The sequence below is a fragment of the Amycolatopsis echigonensis genome (genome assembly GCF_014174495.1).
Classification (GTDB): domain Bacteria; phylum Actinomycetota; class Actinomycetes; order Mycobacteriales; family Pseudonocardiaceae; genus Amycolatopsis; species Amycolatopsis echigonensis.
In genome coordinates, this window is the sequence record NZ_JACJHR010000013.1 from 99,154 (window position 1) to 117,849 (window position 18,696).

Below are 18,696 nucleotides of genomic sequence, written 5' to 3' on the forward strand. Positions count from 1 at the left end.
GGCGGGTGATCATCGGCGGACAGCGCGCGCCGCTCCCGCTGAGGTCAAGCGTTAACGCACTTCATTCTGCGCCTCGCGAAGGAGCCGCACCGCCTTCGGCCCTACGCCGTGCAAGGCCAGCAGTTCCGCGTCGGTGTGGTCGGCGGCTTGGGCAAGGTTCGTGATCCCGGCCCCGTGCAGCGCGCGAGTCGCCGGGCTTCCGATCGCCTTGGGCAGGTCGCCGACCTCTCCCGCCACCGCCGTCCCGGCAGCGGCGACCGGGGCGGCCAATCGCTTCGGCGCACGGGCCAGCCACGCCCGGCGCACCCAGTGGTTGAGCTGCTGCCCGTTGAGGTCCTCGATCGGAAACCGCACCCCGGCCCGGGCGACGCGGCGTACAGTCGGATGTTCCGCGCGCATTTCGTCCACATCGGACGCGGTCATCCGGAGCACGACCTGACGGTCCGGTCGCAGGGCAGCGAACTCCTTGCCCTGCACCGTGAACACGACCGTGCCGTCGACGGCCAGCTCGGCCGTTTCGGGGTAGGACAGGGCGGTTCTGCGGAGCTGCGCCGGTGTCGTCATGCGCTCCAGGCTGGCATGACTCCGCCGCGGAGGCCATTTCGGCGCCTCAGCGGGCCCCGAGGAACTCGAACACCGCCTCCCGGAACTCGACCCCCACCAGCGCACCGCGGTGATCGCCCGCGACCTGCCGCAACCGCGCCCCCGGCACGCGCGCCACCAGTTGCTCGATCCCGTGCGCCATGACGTCCTGCCGCCCGGCTAGGAACAACGTCGGCACCCGCGGAACCCCGGCCCCTGGATCGAACGGCTCGCTCGCCAGTCCCTCGACGAGATTCAGCAGCGAGTCCGCGTCCCCCGCCGCCGCCATGGCCGCAATCGCCCCGGTCAGCGGATCGTCCGGCGACGGTCCACCTTGGACAGCCGTCCGAGCGGCGCCGAGATCGACCGCCGCGAACGGTTCCCGCGGACTCAATCCGCCCAGCACCAACCGCCGCACCGACACCTTGGGATGCGAAGCGAGGTCCCACGCAAGCCGCGCCCCGAGCGAATACCCGACGACATCGACCTCTTCCGCCCCAGCACATTCCGCGAGCGCGTCCACCACCCGAGCCGCGGCAACCTCCGCTGCTTCGGCAACCTTGGGCCCACCAGGATGCCCCGGCAAATGCACCACGACAGTCTCCCGCCCGGCGGCCGCCAACGGATCGGCCCAGTACTCCGCGGGCCAATCCGACGTCGCCGACGACGCGAACCCATGAATCAGCACCACCGGAGGCCCGCTGACAGTACGACCGGCAAGCGTGCGAGTAACCGGAAACGCGGAAGTCATTCTCCAAGCGTAGACAAAACCCACGACCCGGTCCAGACCTCCGCGAGAGCCACCTTCACCGCCCTTGATCCCCCCAAGGAGCCCTTCACGACCCACAAAAACCGCAGCCGCCGCACCCACCCATCGAGGCACCCACACCTCCCCCGCACCCCGATACGAAGCCTCCCTGCGGTTCGGGGGTGCTTGTCAAGGCATCTTTCCCGCCTTGACAAGCATCCCCGAACCGTCAGCACACTTGGCTTCGGGGTGCCCCACGCAACCGACCGGGCGCAATGTCGCCCGCCAGGGCGACGAGCCGCCCGCGACCCCTGAAACCCGGCCTCAATCCCCGATCCGAGCCATCAACCCGTCCACATAAGCCCGATAACGCCCCGCAACCTTCCCCACCGGATGCATCAAACTCGTCACGTTCGCCCCAATGGACACCGCGATGATCTCGTCCGCCAACACCCCGATAGCCGGAGCATCGACCGACTCCCCCTTCCCCCGCGCAGCCGCGATCCGCGAGGTCAGCTCAGCCCGCCAACTGGTCAGCAAGTCCCGATACTGCAGAGCAAGATCCGGATTGGCCACGGAATGCTCCCACAGCACCAACAGCACCCGTGCCGACGCGATCTGATGCGCATCCATCGGAATCGCCGCCTCGACAAACCCTCGCAAGGATTCGAGAGGGCCCAGCGAAGGATCCAGTTCGGACATCCGCTGCGAGGTCTCCTGCAGCACGCTCTCGAACGTCGCCGCGATGATGCTGTCCTTGCTGGGGAAGTAGTGCTTGAGGGCACCGTTCGCGAACCCGGCCGCGGTGACGATGCTGCGCATCGTGGCGGCCTCGAACCCGCCTTCGATGATCAGCTTTTTGGCGACCTCGACGATCTCCCGCCGGCGCTGATCGTGATCGATGACCTTCGGCATGGTTACAGACTCTAACTCGTATTCTCCCGCGACGGATGCGGCCCTGCTCGACCCGCCCGCGGGAGCGGCGAGCCCGGAAAACGGGCACGGACATGGTGCGACCCAAGGCGGCCTGACGAAGGAGCGCTTACCCGAGCCCCAGCCGGGCCGCCCGTCTCTCCGCCTGCCGGGCCGGGTCCGCCACCGGGGCGGCCAGCAGCAGCCGCTGTGTGTACGGATGCTCCGGCGCGCGCGTGATCGCAGCCGTCGGCCCGGATTCCACGATCTCTCCCTGGTACAGCACCGAAACCCGGTGACAGATCCGGTGCACGACGCCGAGGTCGTGCGACACGAACAGGTACGACACGCCGGTTTCGCGCTGCAGTTCGAGGAACAGGTCGAGGATCGTCGCCTGCGTGGTCAGGTCCAGCGCGCTCACCGGTTCGTCGCACACGATCAGCCGCGGCCGCCGGACCAGTGCCCGCGCGATCGCGATGCGCTGCCGCTGGCCGCCGGAGAACTCCCCGGGATACCGGTGGACCGCGTCGGCGGGCAGGCGCACCCGGTCGAGCATGTCCGCGACCACCGTTCGGGCCTCCGCCCGCGAGGTGCCCGCCACGACCAGCGGTTCGGCGAGGACTTCGTCGACGGTCATGGTCGGGTCCAGCGAACCGTACGGGTCCTGGAACACCACCTGGATGTCGCTCGCCAGCCGACGGCGCGTCGCACCGCGGGCGTGGGTGATGTCCTCGCCGTCGAAGGTGATCCGGCCGGACTCCGGCACGGCCAGGCCCAGCACGGCTTTGCCCAAAGTGGACTTTCCCGAGCCGCTTTCGCCGACCAGCCCGACGCATTCGCCCGGCTTGACGTCGAGCGTAATCCCTTTCAGGGCGCGGAATCGGACCCGGCGGCTGAGCCGGTAGTCGACGACCAGGTCCTCGATCGCGAGCAGCGGCGCCACCCCCGTCATCGCCCGGCCTCCTCTCCGGCCGCGTGGGCGAGGCCGCGGCGTTCCCAGGCTTCGTCCAGCTCGTCCCGTCCTTCGGTGTCGTCCAGCGACGCGCTGATCAGTTCGGCGGTGTAGGGGCTCTCCGGCGCGCGGAAGATCCGTTCCACCGGACCGGTTTCCACGATGCAGCCGTCCTTCATCACCGCGACGCGGTCGCAGATGTCCGCGACGACCCCGAAGTTGTGCGTCACGATCACCAGCGCCATCCCGTACTCGGCCTGCAGTTCGCGCAGCAGTTCCAGCACCTCGGCCTGCACCGTGACGTCCAGCGCCGTCGTCGGCTCGTCCGCCACCAGCAGCGACGGCCGCCCGGCCACCGCGCCCGCGATCAGCACGCGCTGCGCCATGCCGCCGGAGATCTGGTGCGGATAGCTCGCCATCACCCGGTCCGGGTCCGTGAGTCCGACCCGCACCAGCACCTCCCGCGCCCGCTTTTTCGCCGCGGCCTTGTCCAGCCCGTGCACGCGCCGCAGCGGCTCGACGAGCTGGTGTCCGATCGGGTAGCACGGGTCGAGGTTCGTCATCGGTTCCTGCGGCACGTACCCGATCTCGCGGCCGAGCAGTTTCGCCCGCTCCGCCGCGTTGCCGACCTCGCGCCCGCCGACCCAGATGCCGTCGGCGACCGCGGTGCCGCCGGGCGGCAGCAGGTCGAGCACCGAGAACACCGTCTGCGTCTTGCCGGATCCGGATTCGCCGACGATCCCGAGCACCTCGCCGGGCGCCGCGTCCAGCGACACTCCGCGCACGACCTCCTTGACCCCCTTGTCGGTCGCGTAGCCGACTCGCAGGTTCTCGATCCGCAGCGCGCAGTCCGCCGCCGCGTGTTCGTGTCCGCCGGACGCCACGCCACTGGGCAAGGACGCGGGGGCCGCGAGCGCTTCCCGAACCCGTGCCCGCGCGCGGCGCGTCGGCTGTTCGGCGCGGACGCTGACCAGATCGGCGAGCGTCGAGCCGATGAACGCCAGCGCCGCGATCGTCACGCCCAGCGCGATCGACGGCCACAGCAGGATCAGCGGGTACGTCAGCATGTTCAGGAAGCCGTCGTTCATCGTCTGGCCCCAGCTGGGCGTCGACGCCGAGCCGATGCCGAGGAACTGCAGACCGGCCTGCATGCCGATGGCGAGCCCGGCGGTGAGCGCGGTCTGCACGATGACCGGCGCGTACACGGCACGCAGCAAGTGCGTGCGCAGGATCCGCAGTGTGCCGACGCCGGCCACGCGTGCAGCGTCGATGTACGGCTCGCGGCGCACCGTGAGCGCGCGGGCGCGGGTGATCCGGTAGTAGCCGGGCGAGAGGAACACGCCGAGCGCGATCATCAGCACGGTGAAGTCCTGGCCGGTGCCCGCCGCGACGACCAGCAGCACGATCATCCCGGGCACCGACTGCAGCGCGTCGCTGATCCACGAGCAGATCCGGTCGGTCGCGCCGCCGAAGTACCCGGCGGCCACCCCGGCCGGGACGCCGAGCACGACGCCGGTGACGCAGGTGATCACGCCGCCGTACAGGGTGGTCCGCGCGCCGTAGAGCAGCCGGCTGAGGATGTCGCGGCCAGCGGAGTCGCCGCCGAGCAGGTGCCCGTTGCCGGGTTCGGCGTGAGTCAGCGCGAAGTCGACGTGGTTCGGGTCGTACGGGGCCAGCCATGGCGCGAACACCGCGGCCAGCACGACGATCGCGAACACGATCAACGCGAGGATGCCGATCGGGCGGCGAAAGTACCGGCGCAGCAGGGAAATCCGCTTCACCGGGGCGAGCGTGGCGGGGAACGGGGCAGCGGTCATCGGTCGCGCACCTTCGGGTTGACCCACCCGAGCACGAGGTCGAGCAGGAAGTTGACGATCACGACGAACACGACGGTCACCGCGGTCAGGCCGAGCAGCACCGGGATGTCCCCGATCTGCGACGCCGACTGGGTCAGGCTGCCGATGCCCGGCAGGTTGAACACGATCTCCACGACCACCGCGCCGCCGAGCAGGCCGACGAACATCAGCGCCAGGACGGTCAGCGCGGACGGCGAAGCGTTGCGCAGCACGTGCGTAGTGACCCGGCGCGACGACAGGCCGCGCGCCCGCAGCGTGCGGACGAAGTCCTGGTTGGTGACCTGGAGGAAGCCGTTGCGCAGCTGTTCGGCGATCATCACGATCGCGCCGAGCGACAGCGAAATCGACGGCAGCGCGATGGACCGCAGCCAGCCGACCACCGACTGGTCCGGCGACACGTAGCCGACCGCGGGGAACCATTGCAGCTGGATCGCGAACCAGGTGACGAGCACGAGGCTGACCCAGAACCCGGGCAGCGCGAAGAGCACCACCGACGCGAGCTTCAGCACGCGGTCGACCACGCCGCCCGGGCGCAGGCCGCAGACGACCCCGACGAGCACGCCGAGGATCGCGGCGAGCAGCGTCGCAGCGACGACGACCGACAGCGTCACCGGCACGCGCAGCGCGATCTGCTCGCCGACCGGCTGGAAATTCCGCCAGGAAGTCCCGAAATCGCCGGTGGCCGCGTGCGACAGCCAGTCCCAGAACTGGGCGAGCAGCGGCCGGTCGTACCCGATCTGGGCGCGCAGCGCGGCCTGCTGCGCGGGGGTCGCGCTGTTGCCGAGCAGCCCGGCGGTCGGGTCTCCCACCGCCGCGTGCGCCAGGAAGAACGTGCCGCTCGTGACGAGCACGAGCAGCAGGATCCCGGACACCAGGCGTTTGACGATGAATGTGAGCATGTTCCGGCTCCTCCCCGGGTCCGTCCGGAAAGGACGGACCCGGGACGACGGGCGCGTCAGCCGCGCTGGATGAACCGCAGCGTCGGGAACATCATGCCGGTGATCGGCGTGACGGTGATGCCCTTGACGCTGAAGTAGAGGTTGTCGGCCTGGTACCAGACGTTCCACCAGGCGAGGTCCACGAGCTTGGCGTTGAGCTGCTTGAGCACCGCGGTCTGCGCCGGGCCGGGCAGGGCCTGCTGCGCCTGCCGCACGAGCGCCTTCACCTCCGGGAAGGCGTCCACCGACGGCTTCGGGTTGTACCACTGCGCCGAGGTGACCTGGTCGGTCAGCGTGGCCATGTCGTTGCCGTCCATCGCGATCACCGCGAGGAACATCGGGTACGTCGGCGCGTTCTTCTGGTAGTCGGGCATCGACATGTTCTGCCAGTCGACCTTGATGCCCAGCTGCCCGAACGTCTGCTCGGCGGCGGGCTGCCACGCCTGGAAGATCGTGGACATCGGCATCTTGAGGCTGAACCCGTTCGGATAGCCCGCTTCGGCGAGCAGCTGCTTGGCCTTGCCGAGGTCGGTCTGGTACTTGCCGTTGCCCGCCGGGTCGTACACCTGGCTGCCGCTCGGCCACAGCTGGTCGGTGACCGTGCCGGCATCGTTGCCCACCGCCTTGAGGATCCCGGCCGCGTCGAAGGCGTAGGAGATCGCCTGCCGCACGCGCTGGTCGCCGAGCGCCTTCACCTGGCTGCCGGTGCGGTCGGCGAACTGCACGCCGACCCACGACGCCGGTTTCTTCGCGACGTTCCAGCCGTTCTGCTGTGCCTTCGGCAGGTTGGCCGCGTTGGCGAACTGGACGTTCAGCTGGCCGGACAGCATCGCGTTGAAACTGGCCGCCTGGTCGGTGATCGGGAACAGCCGCACAGTCGGGAAGGGGTAGGTGGCGCTGTCCCAATGCTTCGCACGCTTCTTGAAGACGTACTGCGACTGCGGCTGCGAGGACGCCTTGTCGAAGGTGTACGGACCGGAGCCGTCCGGAGCGTTGGCGAGGGAATTGGCCTTGATCGCCTTGGGCGAGGCCATCCAGCTGCGCCCGAGCCCCATGAAGTAGAGGAGTGCGTCGTCGCGTTCGGACAGGGTGAGCACGACCGTCGACGGGTCTTTCGCCTCGACGCTCTTCACGTCGATGTAAGCCTGGCCGGACCGAGTGCCCGCCTTGAGGTGGTTGAGGTTCTCGACCGCCGCGGCGGCGTCGAACTTCTGGCCGTCGTCGAACGCGACGTCGTCGCGCAGGTGCAGGGTCAGGGTCAGCCGGTCGGCCGACCAGTCCCACGACTTCGCGAGCGCGGGCACCGGCTTGGCGTCCTTGTCCAGGGCCACCAGCGGGTCGTAGACCGCGGACAGGTACGGGCCGTCGAAGCCGATGTCGGCGTTGGCCGGATCCCACGACGTCACGTCGAGGAACACGCCCGCCTTCAGCTCGTCGGTGCCCGCGCCCGCCCCGGCGGCGCCCGAGCCGGTGCATCCGGCGATCGCGAGCAGCGCCGCGGCGGCCGCCGCGAACAACGCCGCTGTCCTTGTCCTCGTCATTGAGTCCCTCTCTCAGGGTGCTGGACCGCCGGCGGGGCCGCTCGGCGCCCCGCCCGGAACGGCGGGCCTTCGAGTGCGGCCCGGCTCGCCGCGGTGCCGGATAGTCTACGATTGTCGGCTAAAAAATCAACGGGCCGGATGCGTTCGTTATCTCCGGCCGGGAGGCCGTTTTCAGACGGCGTCGGCGACCAGCACGCGCGGGCTTCCGGGCAGTGCGAGGACATCGCATACACGCCATCCCGCCCCGTGGAGCCATTCGCGGACTTCCGCCTCCGGATAGACGACGGTTCCGTCGATCACGAAGTACTCCCCCGCGTGCAGCGCGTCGATCGGGCGCTGCCGTTCGTTGTCGTCGAGGAAGAAGTCCAGCAGCAGCAACGTCGCTCCGTCCGCGGCAGCGGCGCGCGCGTTGGCCAGGATCTTCCGGTTCTGCTCCGCGGTGAACCGGTGCACGACGTGGTTCACCATCACCAGATCGTGCTCTCCGCCCGGTGCCGCGGATTCGGTCGGCGCGGGGTCGATGCTCGTGCGATCCGCGAGCCCGGCCGCGTTCACCGCGTCAGTGATCCCTTGCGTGGACTCAGTGCCGAAAACGAAGCGGGCGGTCAGTGCGGGATTCGCCTGCAGCGCGCCGATCGCGAATTCCGGCGACAATCCGCCCAGATCGAGCATGCTGCGGTACGGCGAGAAATCGAACGCCCGCGCGAGCATCGACGCGTGCAGCGCGTTGTAGCGCATCACGCCCGCCATGAACGTCGCCCAGCGGCCCTCGTCCAGCCGGAGGTCGCCCGGTTTGCCACTGTCCACAGTGGCGTCGAACTGGAGCCAGTGACCGTAGCTGATTTCGTTGAGGAAGGTCAGGAACGGCGCCAGATCCGTGCCGCCCCCGCCGAGGTACTCCCGCGCGTCCTCGGCCAGCTCGTAGCGGCCGTCGGTGCGTTCCAGCAGGCCTCGCGCGTTCATCGCGTCGGCGAGGATGCGGGTCAGCTGCTCGCCCTTGCCGGTGGCCGCGGCGAGTTCCGGGACCGTGCGCGGACCGTCGGCGAGCGCGCGGAACAAACCGATCCGCGAGGCGGCGAACAACTGTTTCGCGCCCATGTACCCGATGGCGATGTCGACGATGCGGTCCGGCGCAGGTTTCGTCATGTGGCGGCTCCTCACGGCGTCGGGGATGCCTCTCCGGGCACCCCGGGGAGCTTTAGTCTACGCACGTCGACAAAAAACACCAGCCCCTTCACCAGGTTCCGTCGGCGGCGACTTCGCGATCGAGCCACAGGTCCCTCGTCAGCTCGCGGATCCGGTCCGCGCCGACGCGTTCCAGCAAGGCGAGCGCGCCCGCGTTGTCCTCCAGTTGCGCCAGCCGCGATACGCCCACGAGGACGTTCGCGGTCACGGGATTGGCCAGGCAGAAGGCAATTCCCAGCTGCGCGGGGGACGCGTCCAGTTCGCCGGCGATCCGCCGCACCGTCGGCCAAGCAGCGGCGATCTTCTCCCGGATGCCGCCGACGTCCGCGCCGATCTTGCGATTCGGCTTCAGATTCCCGACCAGCAAACCGCCTTCGAAAATATCCGACGCCTGCAGCGTCAACTCGCCGGAAGCGAACAGCGGCGCATAGAACTCGCCTTCGGCCATCGACCGGCGCACAAGCCCGTATTTGAGCTGCGCGAAGGTCGGCGGCGCGAGACCTTTCTTGCGCGCAATGGCAAAAGCTGTGCGCAGATCGTCAATGCGCCAATTGTTCACGCCCCACGCGCGGAACCGGCCAGCCTCCATCTGCTCGGTGACATCCGCGACGACCCGCTCGAGATCGATTTCGCCGAAGTAGTCGCCGACCACGACCAGATCGGCCGACTCGACACCGACGCGTTCCAGCGAGGTGTTCATCTGCTGCCCGAAGCCGACGTTCGGGTAGTCCCAGAGCCACAGTTTCCCGCAGTAGAGCCAATCCTCACGGGCGAGCCCGGCCTCGCGCACCGCGCGGCCGAAGATCTGATCGGTCGTGGAGCCCTCGGCGTGCGGGCCCATGTCGTAGTGCGCGACGTCGAAGAAGGCGTGGCCAAGTTCGGCCGCGCGGGCGATCAGCGCCACCGCGTCGCCGAATTCCATCCGGTCCCAGGTGTTCCACGAGCCGAGCGACAACGCCGGCACGCGCGGGAACGCCGGGCCCAGTCCGGGTCGATCCGTCTCCACGATTCCTCCTGCGAGTCAAGGGATTTATTTTCTACGCTTGTATACTATAAGCCCGCGAACCCCGCTCCCGGCGAAAGGAAACGACGATGCCCGCTGCCCGTACCGTGCTGATCACCGGAGGCGCCGGCGGCATCGGCCGCGCGATCGGAGCCGCGTTCGCCCAGGGCGGCGATTCCGTGGTGCTCGCCGACCTCGACGGTGCCGAGGAAGCCGCGAAACCGCTGGGCGGGCGCGGAATCCGGCTGGACATCACCGACGAAACCGCGATCTCCGCTGCCCTCGACGAGGTCGGTCCGGTCGACGTCCTGGTCAACAACGCCGGCCTGTTGAGCGTCCATGGCCGGCTGCTGGACCTGCCCGGCGCGGACCTGCTGCGCATTCTCTCGACCAACGTGCACGGCACGTTCCTGATGACGCAGCTGGTCGCCCGCCGGATGGTCGAGCGCGGCGAACCGGGCGTCGTGGTGAACCTGTCCTCGATCGGCGGACGGCAGCCGACGCCGGGCATGGGCGGGTACGAAAGCAGCAAGGCGGCGGTGGACGCGCTGACCCGGTGGGCCGCGATCGAACTGGCGGAGCACGGGATCCGGGTGAACGCGGTCGCGCCCGGCCCGGTCGCGACGCCGATGCTCGCCGCCGCGATGCCGCCCGGCTCGCCCGCGCACGACGCGTGGGTGGCGCGGATCCCGGACGGCCGGATGGCCGCGGTCGAGGACGTCGCCGCGGCGGTGGTGTTCCTGGCGAGCCCGGCCGCCGCGCACATCACCGGAACGAGCCTCCCGGTGGACGGCGGCCAGCTGCTGACCTGAGGCAGCCGTCCGTCGCGCCCGCCGACCCGCCACAAACCGCACCGGCCCCGGCCAGGTCCGTGAAGGACTCGTTGAGGGAATCTGATTCCCTCAACGAGTCCTTCACGGACGTTAGGCGATCGTCCCGGGCAAACGCTCGTACACGATCTGTCCATCCAGGACCGTCAGGTCCACCTCGACCTCGGGCAGCTCGGCGGGGGTCACCGCGAACGGATCCGCGGACAGTACGCAGAGATCGGCCGCCATCCCCGGCGCGAGCGTGCCTTTCCACGACGCGGCCCCGTCCTGCTGAGCCGGGTGCACGGTGTAGCAGCGCAGCAGGGTTTCCATCCGCTGCCGCACGTCTTCGGCCGGGCCCATCCACTGGTCCGCCGCGGCGATTTCCTTGCGCCAGTCCGGCGGCAGGACCGGCGCGTCGGACGTCAGGCACAGCGGAACCCCGGCGTCCAACGCCTCCTGAAGCGGCCAGGCGGCCTCCGAACTACCGGGTCCCAGCGCCGTGTCGACCACCCCGGCGGTCCGCACCGCGATCCCGGCCTGAGCGGACAGCCCGACCCCCAGCCGGGCCATCCGCTTGAGCTGCGCCGCGTTCACCAGGTCGCCGTGGATGACGTAGTGGCCGAGATCGACGTCGCGTTCTTCCTGTGCCCGTTCGACGGCGTCCAGCATCAGCTCGATCGCCCGGTCGCCGGTCGCGTGCACGCCGACCTGGAGCCCGGCCTCGTGCGCGGTGCGGACCATCCGGGTGAAGTTTTCCTCGCGCTCCGGGTCGTCCGCGCCGCCGACGAGCAGGTGGGCATGGCTGCCGTCGGCGTAGCAGTGGTGGGTGTAGGCCGAGCGCATCGGCGGGATGCCGTCGGCGAAGATCTTCACTCCGCGGAAGTTCAGCCGGCGCGGATCCGGGCTCGATCCGTCCACTGTGGTCAGTCCGGTGCGGAAGGTGTCGAAGGTGCTCGGGCCGTCGAGTTCGCCGTACAGCCAGAGCGCGGTCACCCGTGCCCGCAGGAGACCTTCGGCGGCCAGTTCCCGGTACTGCTCGACGACGGACATGCCGAACGCGCCGATGCGCCCGTCGTCCTCCCCCGGACCGAGACCGGGTTCGGTATAGCTCGTAATGCCCAGTGCGGCAAGGATTTCGCCCGCACGGAGGATCGCCGCCCGGCGTTCGGCGGCGGTGCGCAGCGGCTTTTCCGGGCCGGCTCCGGGCGTGCCGTCGTCGGCGAAGAGGGTGGCCGGCCACAGCGCGCCGAGCCAGGCGCCGTGCAGGTGCGCGTCGTTGATGCCCGGAAGCACCGCGCGGTCGCCGAGGTTGAGCACCTTCGTGCCGGGGCCGATCAGCTCCCGCACGTCGGCGTCGGTTCCGGCGCGCAGCACGCGTCCGTCCCGCACCGCCAGCGCGGTCGCGGGCGCGGCGCCGGCCATGGTGTGCACCGCCGCTGCCCGCACGACGAGGTCCGCAACTGAGGTCGGCACAGGCGCTCCTGGAGGGATTCGGGGACTCGACATTTTTGTCGACGTCCGTAGACTAACCCATCACACGGCCGCTCAGGGCCCGCCAGTCCCCGGAAAGGTTTCCCATGACCGTCCCGACTTCCACCCGCGCCGCGGTGCTGACCGAGCACGGCGCGCCGCTGGAGCTGACCGAACTCCCGCTGCCCGCCGCGCTCGAGGCCGGGGCGGCGCTGGTCCGCGTCTCGTGCGCGACGCTGTGCGGCACGGACGTGGAGATCTGGTCCGGGAAGATGAGTTTTCCAGGCATGCTGCCGATGGTGCTGGGCCACGAGATGGTCGGCGAAGTGGTCGCGGCCGGACCGGACACGCGCGACGCACTCGGCCGGGAGATCGCTGTCGGGGCGAGGATCGGCTGGTCCGAATCGACCTGCGGCGAATGTTACGGCTGCACTGTGCTGCGTGAGCCGGTCGCGTGCTCGCGGCGCGGTTACGGATTCCTGCAGCGGTCCGACGTCCCGCCGTTCGCGACCGCCGGGTTGTGCGAATACGCCTACGTCGTCCCGGGCGCGGCGAAGCTGTTGCTGCCCGCCGAGGTGCCCGACACGTGGGCCGCGATGGCCGGGTGCGCGGCGAAAACCGTGCTGCGCGCGTTCGACCGCGTCGGCGGCGTCCGGCCCGGATCTCGCGTAGTGGTGCAGGGATCCGGCGCACTCGGCCTGTTCGCCACCGCGGTCGCGCACCTGAGCGGGGCGGGCAGCGTCACCACCGTCGGCGCGCCCGCATCGCGACTTGAGCTGGCGAAGGAGTTCGGTGCCGACGAGGTGGTCGACGTCGCCGGGGGCTCGGACGCGATCGTCGAGCACGTCACCGAATTGACCGGCGGCCGCGGCGGTGACCTCGTACTGGACTTCGCCGGTGCGCCGTCGATCGGCCGCGAGGCAGTCGCGATGGCGGCACAGCGCGGACGGGTCGTGATCGTCGGGAGCACCGGGCCGGAGCCGACGCCGGTCCCGCTCGGCACGGTGATGGGCAAGGAACTGACCGTCGTCGGCTCGCTCAACGGCGACATCGCCGATTACCACCATGCGATCGAGTTCTTCGGCTCGTTCGCCTCCCGGATGCCGTGGGACCGGCTGTTCGGCAGCCCGGTCGGCCTGTCCGGCGCGAGCGAGCGGATCGAGGCCATGCACCGGCTGAACGAGACGAAAGCCGTCGTCGATCCCCGTCTTCCCTGATCGCCCTTCCCTTACGAGCCAAGGAGGTCTCGTGTCCGCATCCTCGCCGCTGCCCCGCCGCAAGGTCGGCAAGTCCGGTTTGGACGTTTCGCTGTTGTCGCTCGGTTCGTGGCATACCTACGACCGGATGGATTTCGCCGACGCGGTCGCGATGGTCCGCGCCGCGGTCGAGGCCGGCGTGAACCTGTTCGACGTCGGCGTCTACGGCAGGCCCGGCCACCCGCCGGTGTTCACCGACGTGCTGTGGAGCGCGATCGTCCGCGCCGCGCGCATCCCGCGCGAGGACTACCTGGTCTCGGCGAAGCTGTGGATCGAAGGCTTCGGCGACCAGGGATTCCGGCCGCAGCTGGAAAACGCGTTCCTGCGCGGTGGTTTCGACGTCGCCGACCTGGTCATCCTCGGCGACCTGCGCCGCGACGACGTCGCCCTCGAGGATCTGGTCGAAGACCTCGCCGGGCTGACCCGGTCCGGCCTGATCCGGGCGTGGGGCGTGAACAACTGGTCGGCCGGGAACATCGCGCGGCTGCGCGAAATCGCCGAGGCCCTGCAGGTGCCCGGACCGCAGATCGCGCAGCTTAAGTACAGCATCGGCCGGCGGTCCATTCCGGACGGCGAGCCGTTCGCTCGGCTGTTCTCCGACGGTTTCGTCATGCAGGCCTCCGACGTGCTCGAGGGCGGCATCCTCGCCGGGCGCACCAAGCTGACCCGCGAGATCGGCCGGGACCCGGGCGACGTCCGCAAACGCATCATCCGCGACGCGCCCAAGGTCGTGAAGGTCGCGGAGGAACTCGGCACGAGCGCGGCCCGGCTCGCGGTCGCGTTCACGCTGACGCATCCCGCGAACGTCACGACCCTTTTCGGCGCGACCCGGATGGAACAGCTGGAGGACAACCTCGCCGCGGTCGAGCTGGTCGAGCAGGTCGGGGCCGAGCAGATCCGCGCGCTGGTGGAGCCGTTCTGGGCGGACCGCGACGCCGTCGATCCCGAGGGTCCCTGAACCACCGCCAATCCGCCCTCGCCGAGGAGGCTGTCTTGACCTATCCCCCCGTCCCGTTCGACCCGGAGATCGAGCCCGCGCTCACCGAGATCGTCCCGGCCGACGCGCCGCCGTTCACCCCGGAGACGATCCCCGGACTGCGCCGCGCGATGGCCGAGATGTTCCCGCCCGCCGCGGAAGCCGTCGGCGACGCGCCGGTCACCGTCGTCGAGCAGACCATCCCCGGCCCGGAAGACGCGCCGGACCTCGAAATCACCATCCTCTCCCCGCGCGGGAGCGACGGCGCCCTGCCCGCGCTCTACAACATCCACGGCGGCGGCATGATGGTCGGCCACCGCAACATGGACGTCCCCCGGTTGCTGGCTTTGGTGCTGGAGCTGAACGTCGTCGCGGTGAACGTCGAATACCGGCTCGCGCCCGAACACCCGCACCCCGCGCCGGTCGAGGACTGCTACGCCGGTCTCGTGTGGACAGTCGAGCACGCCGAGGAACTCGGCATCGACCCGTCGCGCGTCGTGGTGATGGGCGGCAGCGCGGGCGGCGGTCTCGCCGCGGCGGTGTCGCTGCTCGCCCGTGATCGAAAGGGCCCGGCCATCGCGGGTCAGCTGCTGTTGTGCCCGATGATCGACGACCGCAATACGACCATCGCGAGCCAGCAGTACCCCGGCCTGGGCACGTGGACGAGGGAAGCCAACCTCGCCGGCTGGCAGTCTCTGCTGGGCGACGCGGTCGGCACCGACGACGTCTCCCCCTACGCCGCCCCGGCCCGCGCGACCGACCTGTCCGGTCTGCCCCCGGCGTTCATCGAGGTCGGCAGCGCGGAGCCGTTCCGCGACGAGGACACCGAGTACGCGCTCCGCATCTGGGCGACCGGCGGTCAGGCCGAACTGCACGTGTGGGCTGGTGCCTTCCACGGGTTCGACATGTACGTGCCGGACTGGCCGATCAGCAAGGCCGCGCTCGAAACCCGGAACTCGTGGCTGCGCCGGATCCTCGGGAAGGCGGCCAGATGAGCGTCCCGCCAGTGCCCTACGACCCGGAACTGGAACCCGGACTCGCCGCTTTCCTCGGCCTGGTCGAGCGAATCCCGCTGCGCGCCGACACGATTCTCGCCAACCGCGCGCATTTCGCGACGATCATCCCGCCTGCCGAGCAAATCGTCGGCGACCGCCCGGTCGAACTGGCCGAGCACACCGTTCCCGGTCCCGAGGGCGCGCCCGACATCGTGCTCACCGTCGTCCGTCCCGCCTCGGGAGTCGCCGACGCGCCCGCCCTGTACAGCATCCACGGCGGCGGAATGGTGCTGGGCAACCGATTCTTCGGCCTGGACGGCCTGGTCGACGACGTCCTGCGGTTCGGCGCGGTCGGCATCTCAGTGGAATACCGGCTGGCACCGGAAAACCCGGCCCCGGCCGCCGTCGAGGACTGCTACGCCGGTCTGCTGTGGACAGTCGAACACGCCGGCGAACTCGGCATCGACCCGTCTCGAATCGTCGTCACCGGTGCCAGCGCAGGGGGCGGCCTCGCGGCCGGTGTCGCCCTGCTGGCCCGGGACCGCAACGGCCCAGCCATCGCCGGACAGCTTCTGGCGTGCCCGATGCTCGACGACCGCAACGAGTCCGTGTCCGCCCAGCAATACGACGGACTAGGCGCCTGGGACCGCAACAACAACGACACCGGCTGGAATGCCCTGCTCGGTCCGGCGCGGGGCACCGACGCAGCCTCGCCCTACGCGGTCCCGGCGCGAATGACCGATCTGTCCGGCCTGCCTCCCGCGTACCTGGACGTCGGAGCCGCCGAGATCTTCCGTGACGAGACGACCGAGTACGCCCTGCGGATCTGGGCGACGGGCGGACAGGCAGAACCGCACGTCTGGGCTGGCGGCTACCACGGCTTCGCCGGTTTCTCCCCCGACGCGGAGGTCTCCCGCTCCGCAGTCGCGACCCGGCTTTCGTGGCTGCACCGGATCCTGCGTGCCGGATGAAGCCACTGCAAACTGAAGCACTGGCGAAGAGATGTCCAACCGCGGTCCGAATGGCAGTAGTTCTTGGCCTGCTTGAGGTCTTCGGCCCGATTTCCATGGATCTCTACCTGCCAGCACTCCCCCAGCTCGCCGACGATCTCCGCACCGGGCAAAGCCTCGCACAGGCGACCATGTCGGTGTGCATGCTCGGGCTCGCCTTCGGCCAGCTCGTCGTGGGCCCGCTGAGCGACCGGTTCGGCAGGCGGCGTCCGCTGCTGGCCGGGATCGGGCTGTTCACCGCGCTCTCCCTGGTCTGCGCCTTCGCGCCGTCGATCGAGGTGCTGCTCGCGGCGAGATTCCTCCAAGGGCTGTGCGGTTCGGCCGGAATCGTGCTGTCGTTGGCCGTGGCCCGAGACCTCGCCGAGGGCGTCGAATTGGTGCGGCTGCTGGCATTGCTGACCACCGTCGGGGCGCTCGCGCCGATCGTGGCTCCGGTGGTCGGCGGACAACTGGCGGCGGTCGTCGGGTGGCGCGGCATCTTCGGCGTCCTCGCCGGGATCGGAGCGGCGTTGCTCATCGTCGCCGCGACCGCGTTGCCGGAGAGCCTGCCGCGCGAGGCCCGCCGTCGGCCCAGCGGCAGCGGCGAGTTCCGGGTGTTGCTGAAAGACCCGCTCTTCGTGGGCTTCCTGCTGGTCAGCACCTGCGGCGGAGCGGCGTTCTTCACCTACCTGGCGTCGATCAGTTTCGTGCTGCAGGTCGGATTCTCGTTGTCGCCGCAGCTGTTCAGCGCGTGTTTCGCGGCGAACGCGGTGATGTCGGTGCTCGGCGCGCAGGCGAACCGGGCGGCGGTGCGGCGTGCCGGGCCGGTCCGCATGTACGTGCTGGGTACGACCTTCACCGCGGCGGCGGCAGTGACGATGCTGGGTGCGGTGTTGTTCGGGGCCGGGCTGGCGGCGTTGCTGATTCCGTTGGCGCTGGTGATGTTCGCGGGCGGGACCACGCAGGCGAACGGCAACGCGCTCGCCCTGGCCGACCACGGCCGGCGGGCCGGAACCGCGGCGGCCTTGCTGGGGACGTCGTCGTTCGCGATCGGGCCGATCGTCGCGCCGCTGGTGTCGCTGGGCGGGACCACGCCGTTGTCGATGAGCCTGACCATGACGGTGGCGTACAGGATCGCGACCGTTCTGCTGTGGCTAGCGGTGTTGCCGAGGTTGCGCCGGTCAGGGACCGCCTGATTCGAAGACGAGCTGTCCGTCCTCCTCGCCGATCTCCCGGAAGCCCGCTTTCTCGAGCACCCGGCAACTCGCCGCGTTGCCGGGCAGCACATACGCCCGCAGTTCCGGCGCGAGAGCGGGGTCCGGGTGGTCTTCGTGCCACTGCCGGAGCGCCCGCGTCAGCTCCGTGGCCAGGCCCGCGCCCCACGCCGCGCGCGCCAGGAGATAGCCGACTTCCCGGTGTCCGCTGCCGTGCGCGAGGCCGAACCCGGCCCGGCCGAGAAATCCCGACGCACCTTCGACGCGCCATTTCGACCAGCCCCGCGCCCGGTGTTCGGCGATGAACGTCTCCAGCCGTTCGCGGGTTGCCGCGCGGGTCTGCGGGCCGGTCGTCATGTGCTGCATCACCGCCCGGTCGGCGTGCAGTTCGGCGAGATCGTCCAGGTCCTCCGGCGCCCAGGTGGTCAGCCGCAGCCGCGGGGTGCGGAGGATTTCTTCGCGGCCGGTCACCAGCCGGGGTGGTACGGCGGCGGGGTTTTCGGCAGCAGCCACGCGCCGGTCGCGCGATGCGCGGCCAGCACCAGCGCGGCGACCGGCACGATCAGCCACAGGAAGCCGCTCGGGAACGTCATCTGCAGCGTCGGCGGCGCGCTCCTCCGGACGAAACTGGAACCAAGACCGACGAGCATGAAGACGACAATGTCCAGTATCGCCAGGCTGCTGCCGACGAGCACGCAGATCCGGCCCGCCGGAGAACGTTTGAAAAGTCCGATCGCGCCGGCGACTGTCAGGGCCGCGATCGCCAGGTCCGCCGCGCCGGCGATCCCGTTGGAAAGCAGCCTGCTCGACGACGGATGGTCGATCATCCGGATGACGGCCACGATGAAGCCGATCGTGGCAACGAGGCCGATGACCGAGGCCAACGTCGCGGCGGCGACGGCAGCGGCCCCGAAATACGCGGTCTGCGGTGCCGCAGGTTGCGGCATCGGCGGCTGCGTCGCGAACTGACCACTGTAAGGAGACTGCCCGCCGTAAGCGGGCGGCAACGGCGAGTACTGCTGCGACCCTGTGCCGGGAGAGGGCGGCTGGCCGGGCTGCGGCGGTTGCGTCACGACGGCGTTTCCTCCGTGGTCAGGAGAGACGTTCCTGGCTCATCCTGCCAGGTCAGCGACACCTTCCCGGGCCGATTGCCCGAACGGACGACACCCCGTTCGCCGGCGCCTCTCGCGATACGGCCAGATAGGTGTTACCTTTGGTAACAGTGAACCGCGGTAACGCCTAATCAATGTCGCTCAGGGAGGACCGA

The 18,696-nt window shown here is 69.9% G+C and carries 18 protein-coding genes; 6 read left to right on the plus strand and 12 right to left on the minus strand.

The annotated features are described in order from the left end of the window. Positions 1-51: 51 nt before the first annotated feature. The 9 genes from H5411_RS12050 to H5411_RS12090 form a co-directional block, all read right to left on the minus strand. Positions 52-564, minus strand: a complete 513-nt coding sequence (locus H5411_RS12050; protein WP_183123803.1) for a helix-hairpin-helix domain-containing protein — start codon at positions 562-564, stop codon at positions 52-54. 46 nt (positions 565-610) lie between these two features. Continuing rightward, the gene (locus tag H5411_RS12055) at positions 611-1,333 is read right to left on the minus strand and encodes an alpha/beta fold hydrolase (RefSeq protein WP_183123804.1); all 723 of its coding nucleotides are present in this window, start codon (positions 1,331-1,333) and stop codon (positions 611-613) included. Between the two features lie 321 nt (positions 1,334-1,654). Further along, the gene (locus H5411_RS12060; RefSeq protein WP_183123805.1) at positions 1,655-2,245 is read right to left on the minus strand and encodes a TetR/AcrR family transcriptional regulator; all 591 of its coding nucleotides are present in this window, start codon (positions 2,243-2,245) and stop codon (positions 1,655-1,657) included. 127 nt (positions 2,246-2,372) lie between these two features. Continuing rightward, a complete protein-coding gene (locus H5411_RS12065) occupies positions 2,373-3,194 on the minus strand; it encodes an ABC transporter ATP-binding protein (protein ID WP_183123806.1) in 822 nt (273 codons plus the stop codon). After that, positions 3,191-5,011 carry a dipeptide/oligopeptide/nickel ABC transporter permease/ATP-binding protein gene (locus tag H5411_RS12070; protein WP_183123807.1) on the minus strand — a complete coding sequence of 607 codons (1,821 nt, stop codon included), beginning with the start codon at positions 5,009-5,011 and terminating at the stop codon, positions 3,191-3,193. Before H5411_RS12070 ends, H5411_RS12065 begins: the two co-directional genes overlap by 4 nt. Continuing rightward, positions 5,008-5,949: an ABC transporter permease gene (locus tag H5411_RS12075; protein ID WP_183123808.1), complete on the minus strand. Its 942-nt coding sequence runs from the start codon at positions 5,947-5,949 to the stop codon at positions 5,008-5,010. The genes H5411_RS12070 and H5411_RS12075 overlap by 4 nt, the downstream gene beginning before the upstream one ends. A gap of 56 nt (positions 5,950-6,005) precedes the next feature. Next, on the minus strand, positions 6,006-7,529 hold the full coding sequence (locus tag H5411_RS12080; protein ID WP_183123809.1) for an ABC transporter substrate-binding protein: 1,524 nt from the start codon (positions 7,527-7,529) through the stop codon (positions 6,006-6,008). A gap of 171 nt (positions 7,530-7,700) precedes the next feature. Next, a complete protein-coding gene (locus H5411_RS12085; RefSeq protein WP_183123810.1) occupies positions 7,701-8,675 on the minus strand; it encodes a methyltransferase family protein in 975 nt (324 codons plus the stop codon). 88 nt (positions 8,676-8,763) lie between these two features. Then, a complete protein-coding gene (locus H5411_RS12090) occupies positions 8,764-9,720 on the minus strand; it encodes an aldo/keto reductase (protein ID WP_183123811.1) in 957 nt (318 codons plus the stop codon). Positions 9,721-9,806: 86 nt separating this feature from the next. On the opposite strand from H5411_RS12090, the gene H5411_RS12095 reads away from it, so the two are divergent. After that, positions 9,807-10,529 carry an SDR family NAD(P)-dependent oxidoreductase gene (locus H5411_RS12095; RefSeq protein ID WP_183123812.1) on the plus strand — a complete coding sequence of 241 codons (723 nt, stop codon included), beginning with the start codon at positions 9,807-9,809 and terminating at the stop codon, positions 10,527-10,529. Between the two features lie 111 nt (positions 10,530-10,640). On the opposite strand, the gene H5411_RS12100 is transcribed toward H5411_RS12095, so the two are convergent. Then, positions 10,641-12,002, minus strand: coding sequence for an amidohydrolase (locus H5411_RS12100; protein ID WP_312878150.1), 1,362 nt, complete (start codon positions 12,000-12,002; stop codon positions 10,641-10,643). A gap of 104 nt (positions 12,003-12,106) precedes the next feature. Between H5411_RS12100 and H5411_RS12105 the strand changes: the two genes are divergently transcribed. The 5 genes from H5411_RS12105 to H5411_RS12125 are packed head-to-tail and all read left to right on the plus strand — an operon-like array spanning position 12,107 to position 17,411. Next, positions 12,107-13,216, plus strand: coding sequence for a zinc-binding dehydrogenase (locus H5411_RS12105; RefSeq protein ID WP_183123814.1), 1,110 nt, complete (start codon positions 12,107-12,109; stop codon positions 13,214-13,216). Positions 13,217-13,247: 31 nt separating this feature from the next. Next, a complete protein-coding gene (locus H5411_RS12110; protein ID WP_183123815.1) occupies positions 13,248-14,213 on the plus strand; it encodes an aldo/keto reductase in 966 nt (321 codons plus the stop codon). A gap of 35 nt (positions 14,214-14,248) precedes the next feature. After that, complete coding sequence (locus H5411_RS12115) at positions 14,249-15,226, plus strand: alpha/beta hydrolase (protein ID WP_183123816.1); 978 nt, start codon at positions 14,249-14,251, stop codon at positions 15,224-15,226. After that, on the plus strand, positions 15,223-16,197 hold the full coding sequence (locus H5411_RS12120) for an alpha/beta hydrolase fold domain-containing protein (protein ID WP_183123817.1): 975 nt from the start codon (positions 15,223-15,225) through the stop codon (positions 16,195-16,197). Before H5411_RS12115 ends, H5411_RS12120 begins: the two co-directional genes overlap by 4 nt. Before the next feature lie 50 nt (positions 16,198-16,247). Beyond that, complete coding sequence (locus H5411_RS12125) at positions 16,248-17,411, plus strand: multidrug effflux MFS transporter (protein ID WP_246368922.1); 1,164 nt, start codon at positions 16,248-16,250, stop codon at positions 17,409-17,411. Here H5411_RS12125 and H5411_RS12130 read toward each other — a convergent pair. Then, positions 17,397-17,900 carry a GNAT family N-acetyltransferase gene (locus H5411_RS12130; protein ID WP_312878151.1) on the minus strand — a complete coding sequence of 168 codons (504 nt, stop codon included), beginning with the start codon at positions 17,898-17,900 and terminating at the stop codon, positions 17,397-17,399. The two genes, H5411_RS12125 and H5411_RS12130, sit on opposite strands and share 15 nt — an antisense overlap. Next, entirely contained in the window at positions 17,897-18,502 is a 606-nt protein-coding gene (locus H5411_RS12135) for a hypothetical protein (protein ID WP_183123835.1), read from the minus strand. Before H5411_RS12135 ends, H5411_RS12130 begins: the two co-directional genes overlap by 4 nt. Positions 18,503-18,696: the final 194 nt, after the last annotated feature.

Coding starts and splice junctions, on each gene's coding strand:
- H5411_RS12050 (WP_183123803.1), bottom strand. CDS start 564: ATGACGACACCGGCGCAGCTCCGCAGAACCGCCCTGTCCTACCCCGAA.
- H5411_RS12055 (WP_183123804.1), bottom strand. CDS start 1,333: ATGACTTCCGCGTTTCCGGTTACTCGCACGCTTGCCGGTCGTACTGTC.
- H5411_RS12060 (WP_183123805.1), bottom strand. CDS start 2,245: ATGCCGAAGGTCATCGATCACGATCAGCGCCGGCGGGAGATCGTCGAG.
- H5411_RS12065 (WP_183123806.1), bottom strand. CDS start 3,194: ATGACGGGGGTGGCGCCGCTGCTCGCGATCGAGGACCTGGTCGTCGAC.
- H5411_RS12070 (WP_183123807.1), bottom strand. CDS start 5,011: ATGACCGCTGCCCCGTTCCCCGCCACGCTCGCCCCGGTGAAGCGGATT.
- H5411_RS12075 (WP_183123808.1), bottom strand. CDS start 5,949: ATGCTCACATTCATCGTCAAACGCCTGGTGTCCGGGATCCTGCTGCTC.
- H5411_RS12080 (WP_183123809.1), bottom strand. CDS start 7,529: ATGACGAGGACAAGGACAGCGGCGTTGTTCGCGGCGGCCGCCGCGGCG.
- H5411_RS12085 (WP_183123810.1), bottom strand. CDS start 8,675: ATGACGAAACCTGCGCCGGACCGCATCGTCGACATCGCCATCGGGTAC.
- H5411_RS12095 (WP_183123812.1), top strand. CDS start 9,807: ATGCCCGCTGCCCGTACCGTGCTGATCACCGGAGGCGCCGGCGGCATC.
- H5411_RS12105 (WP_183123814.1), top strand. CDS start 12,107: ATGACCGTCCCGACTTCCACCCGCGCCGCGGTGCTGACCGAGCACGGC.
- H5411_RS12120 (WP_183123817.1), top strand. CDS start 15,223: ATGAGCGTCCCGCCAGTGCCCTACGACCCGGAACTGGAACCCGGACTC.
- H5411_RS12125 (WP_246368922.1), top strand. CDS start 16,248: ATGGCAGTAGTTCTTGGCCTGCTTGAGGTCTTCGGCCCGATTTCCATG.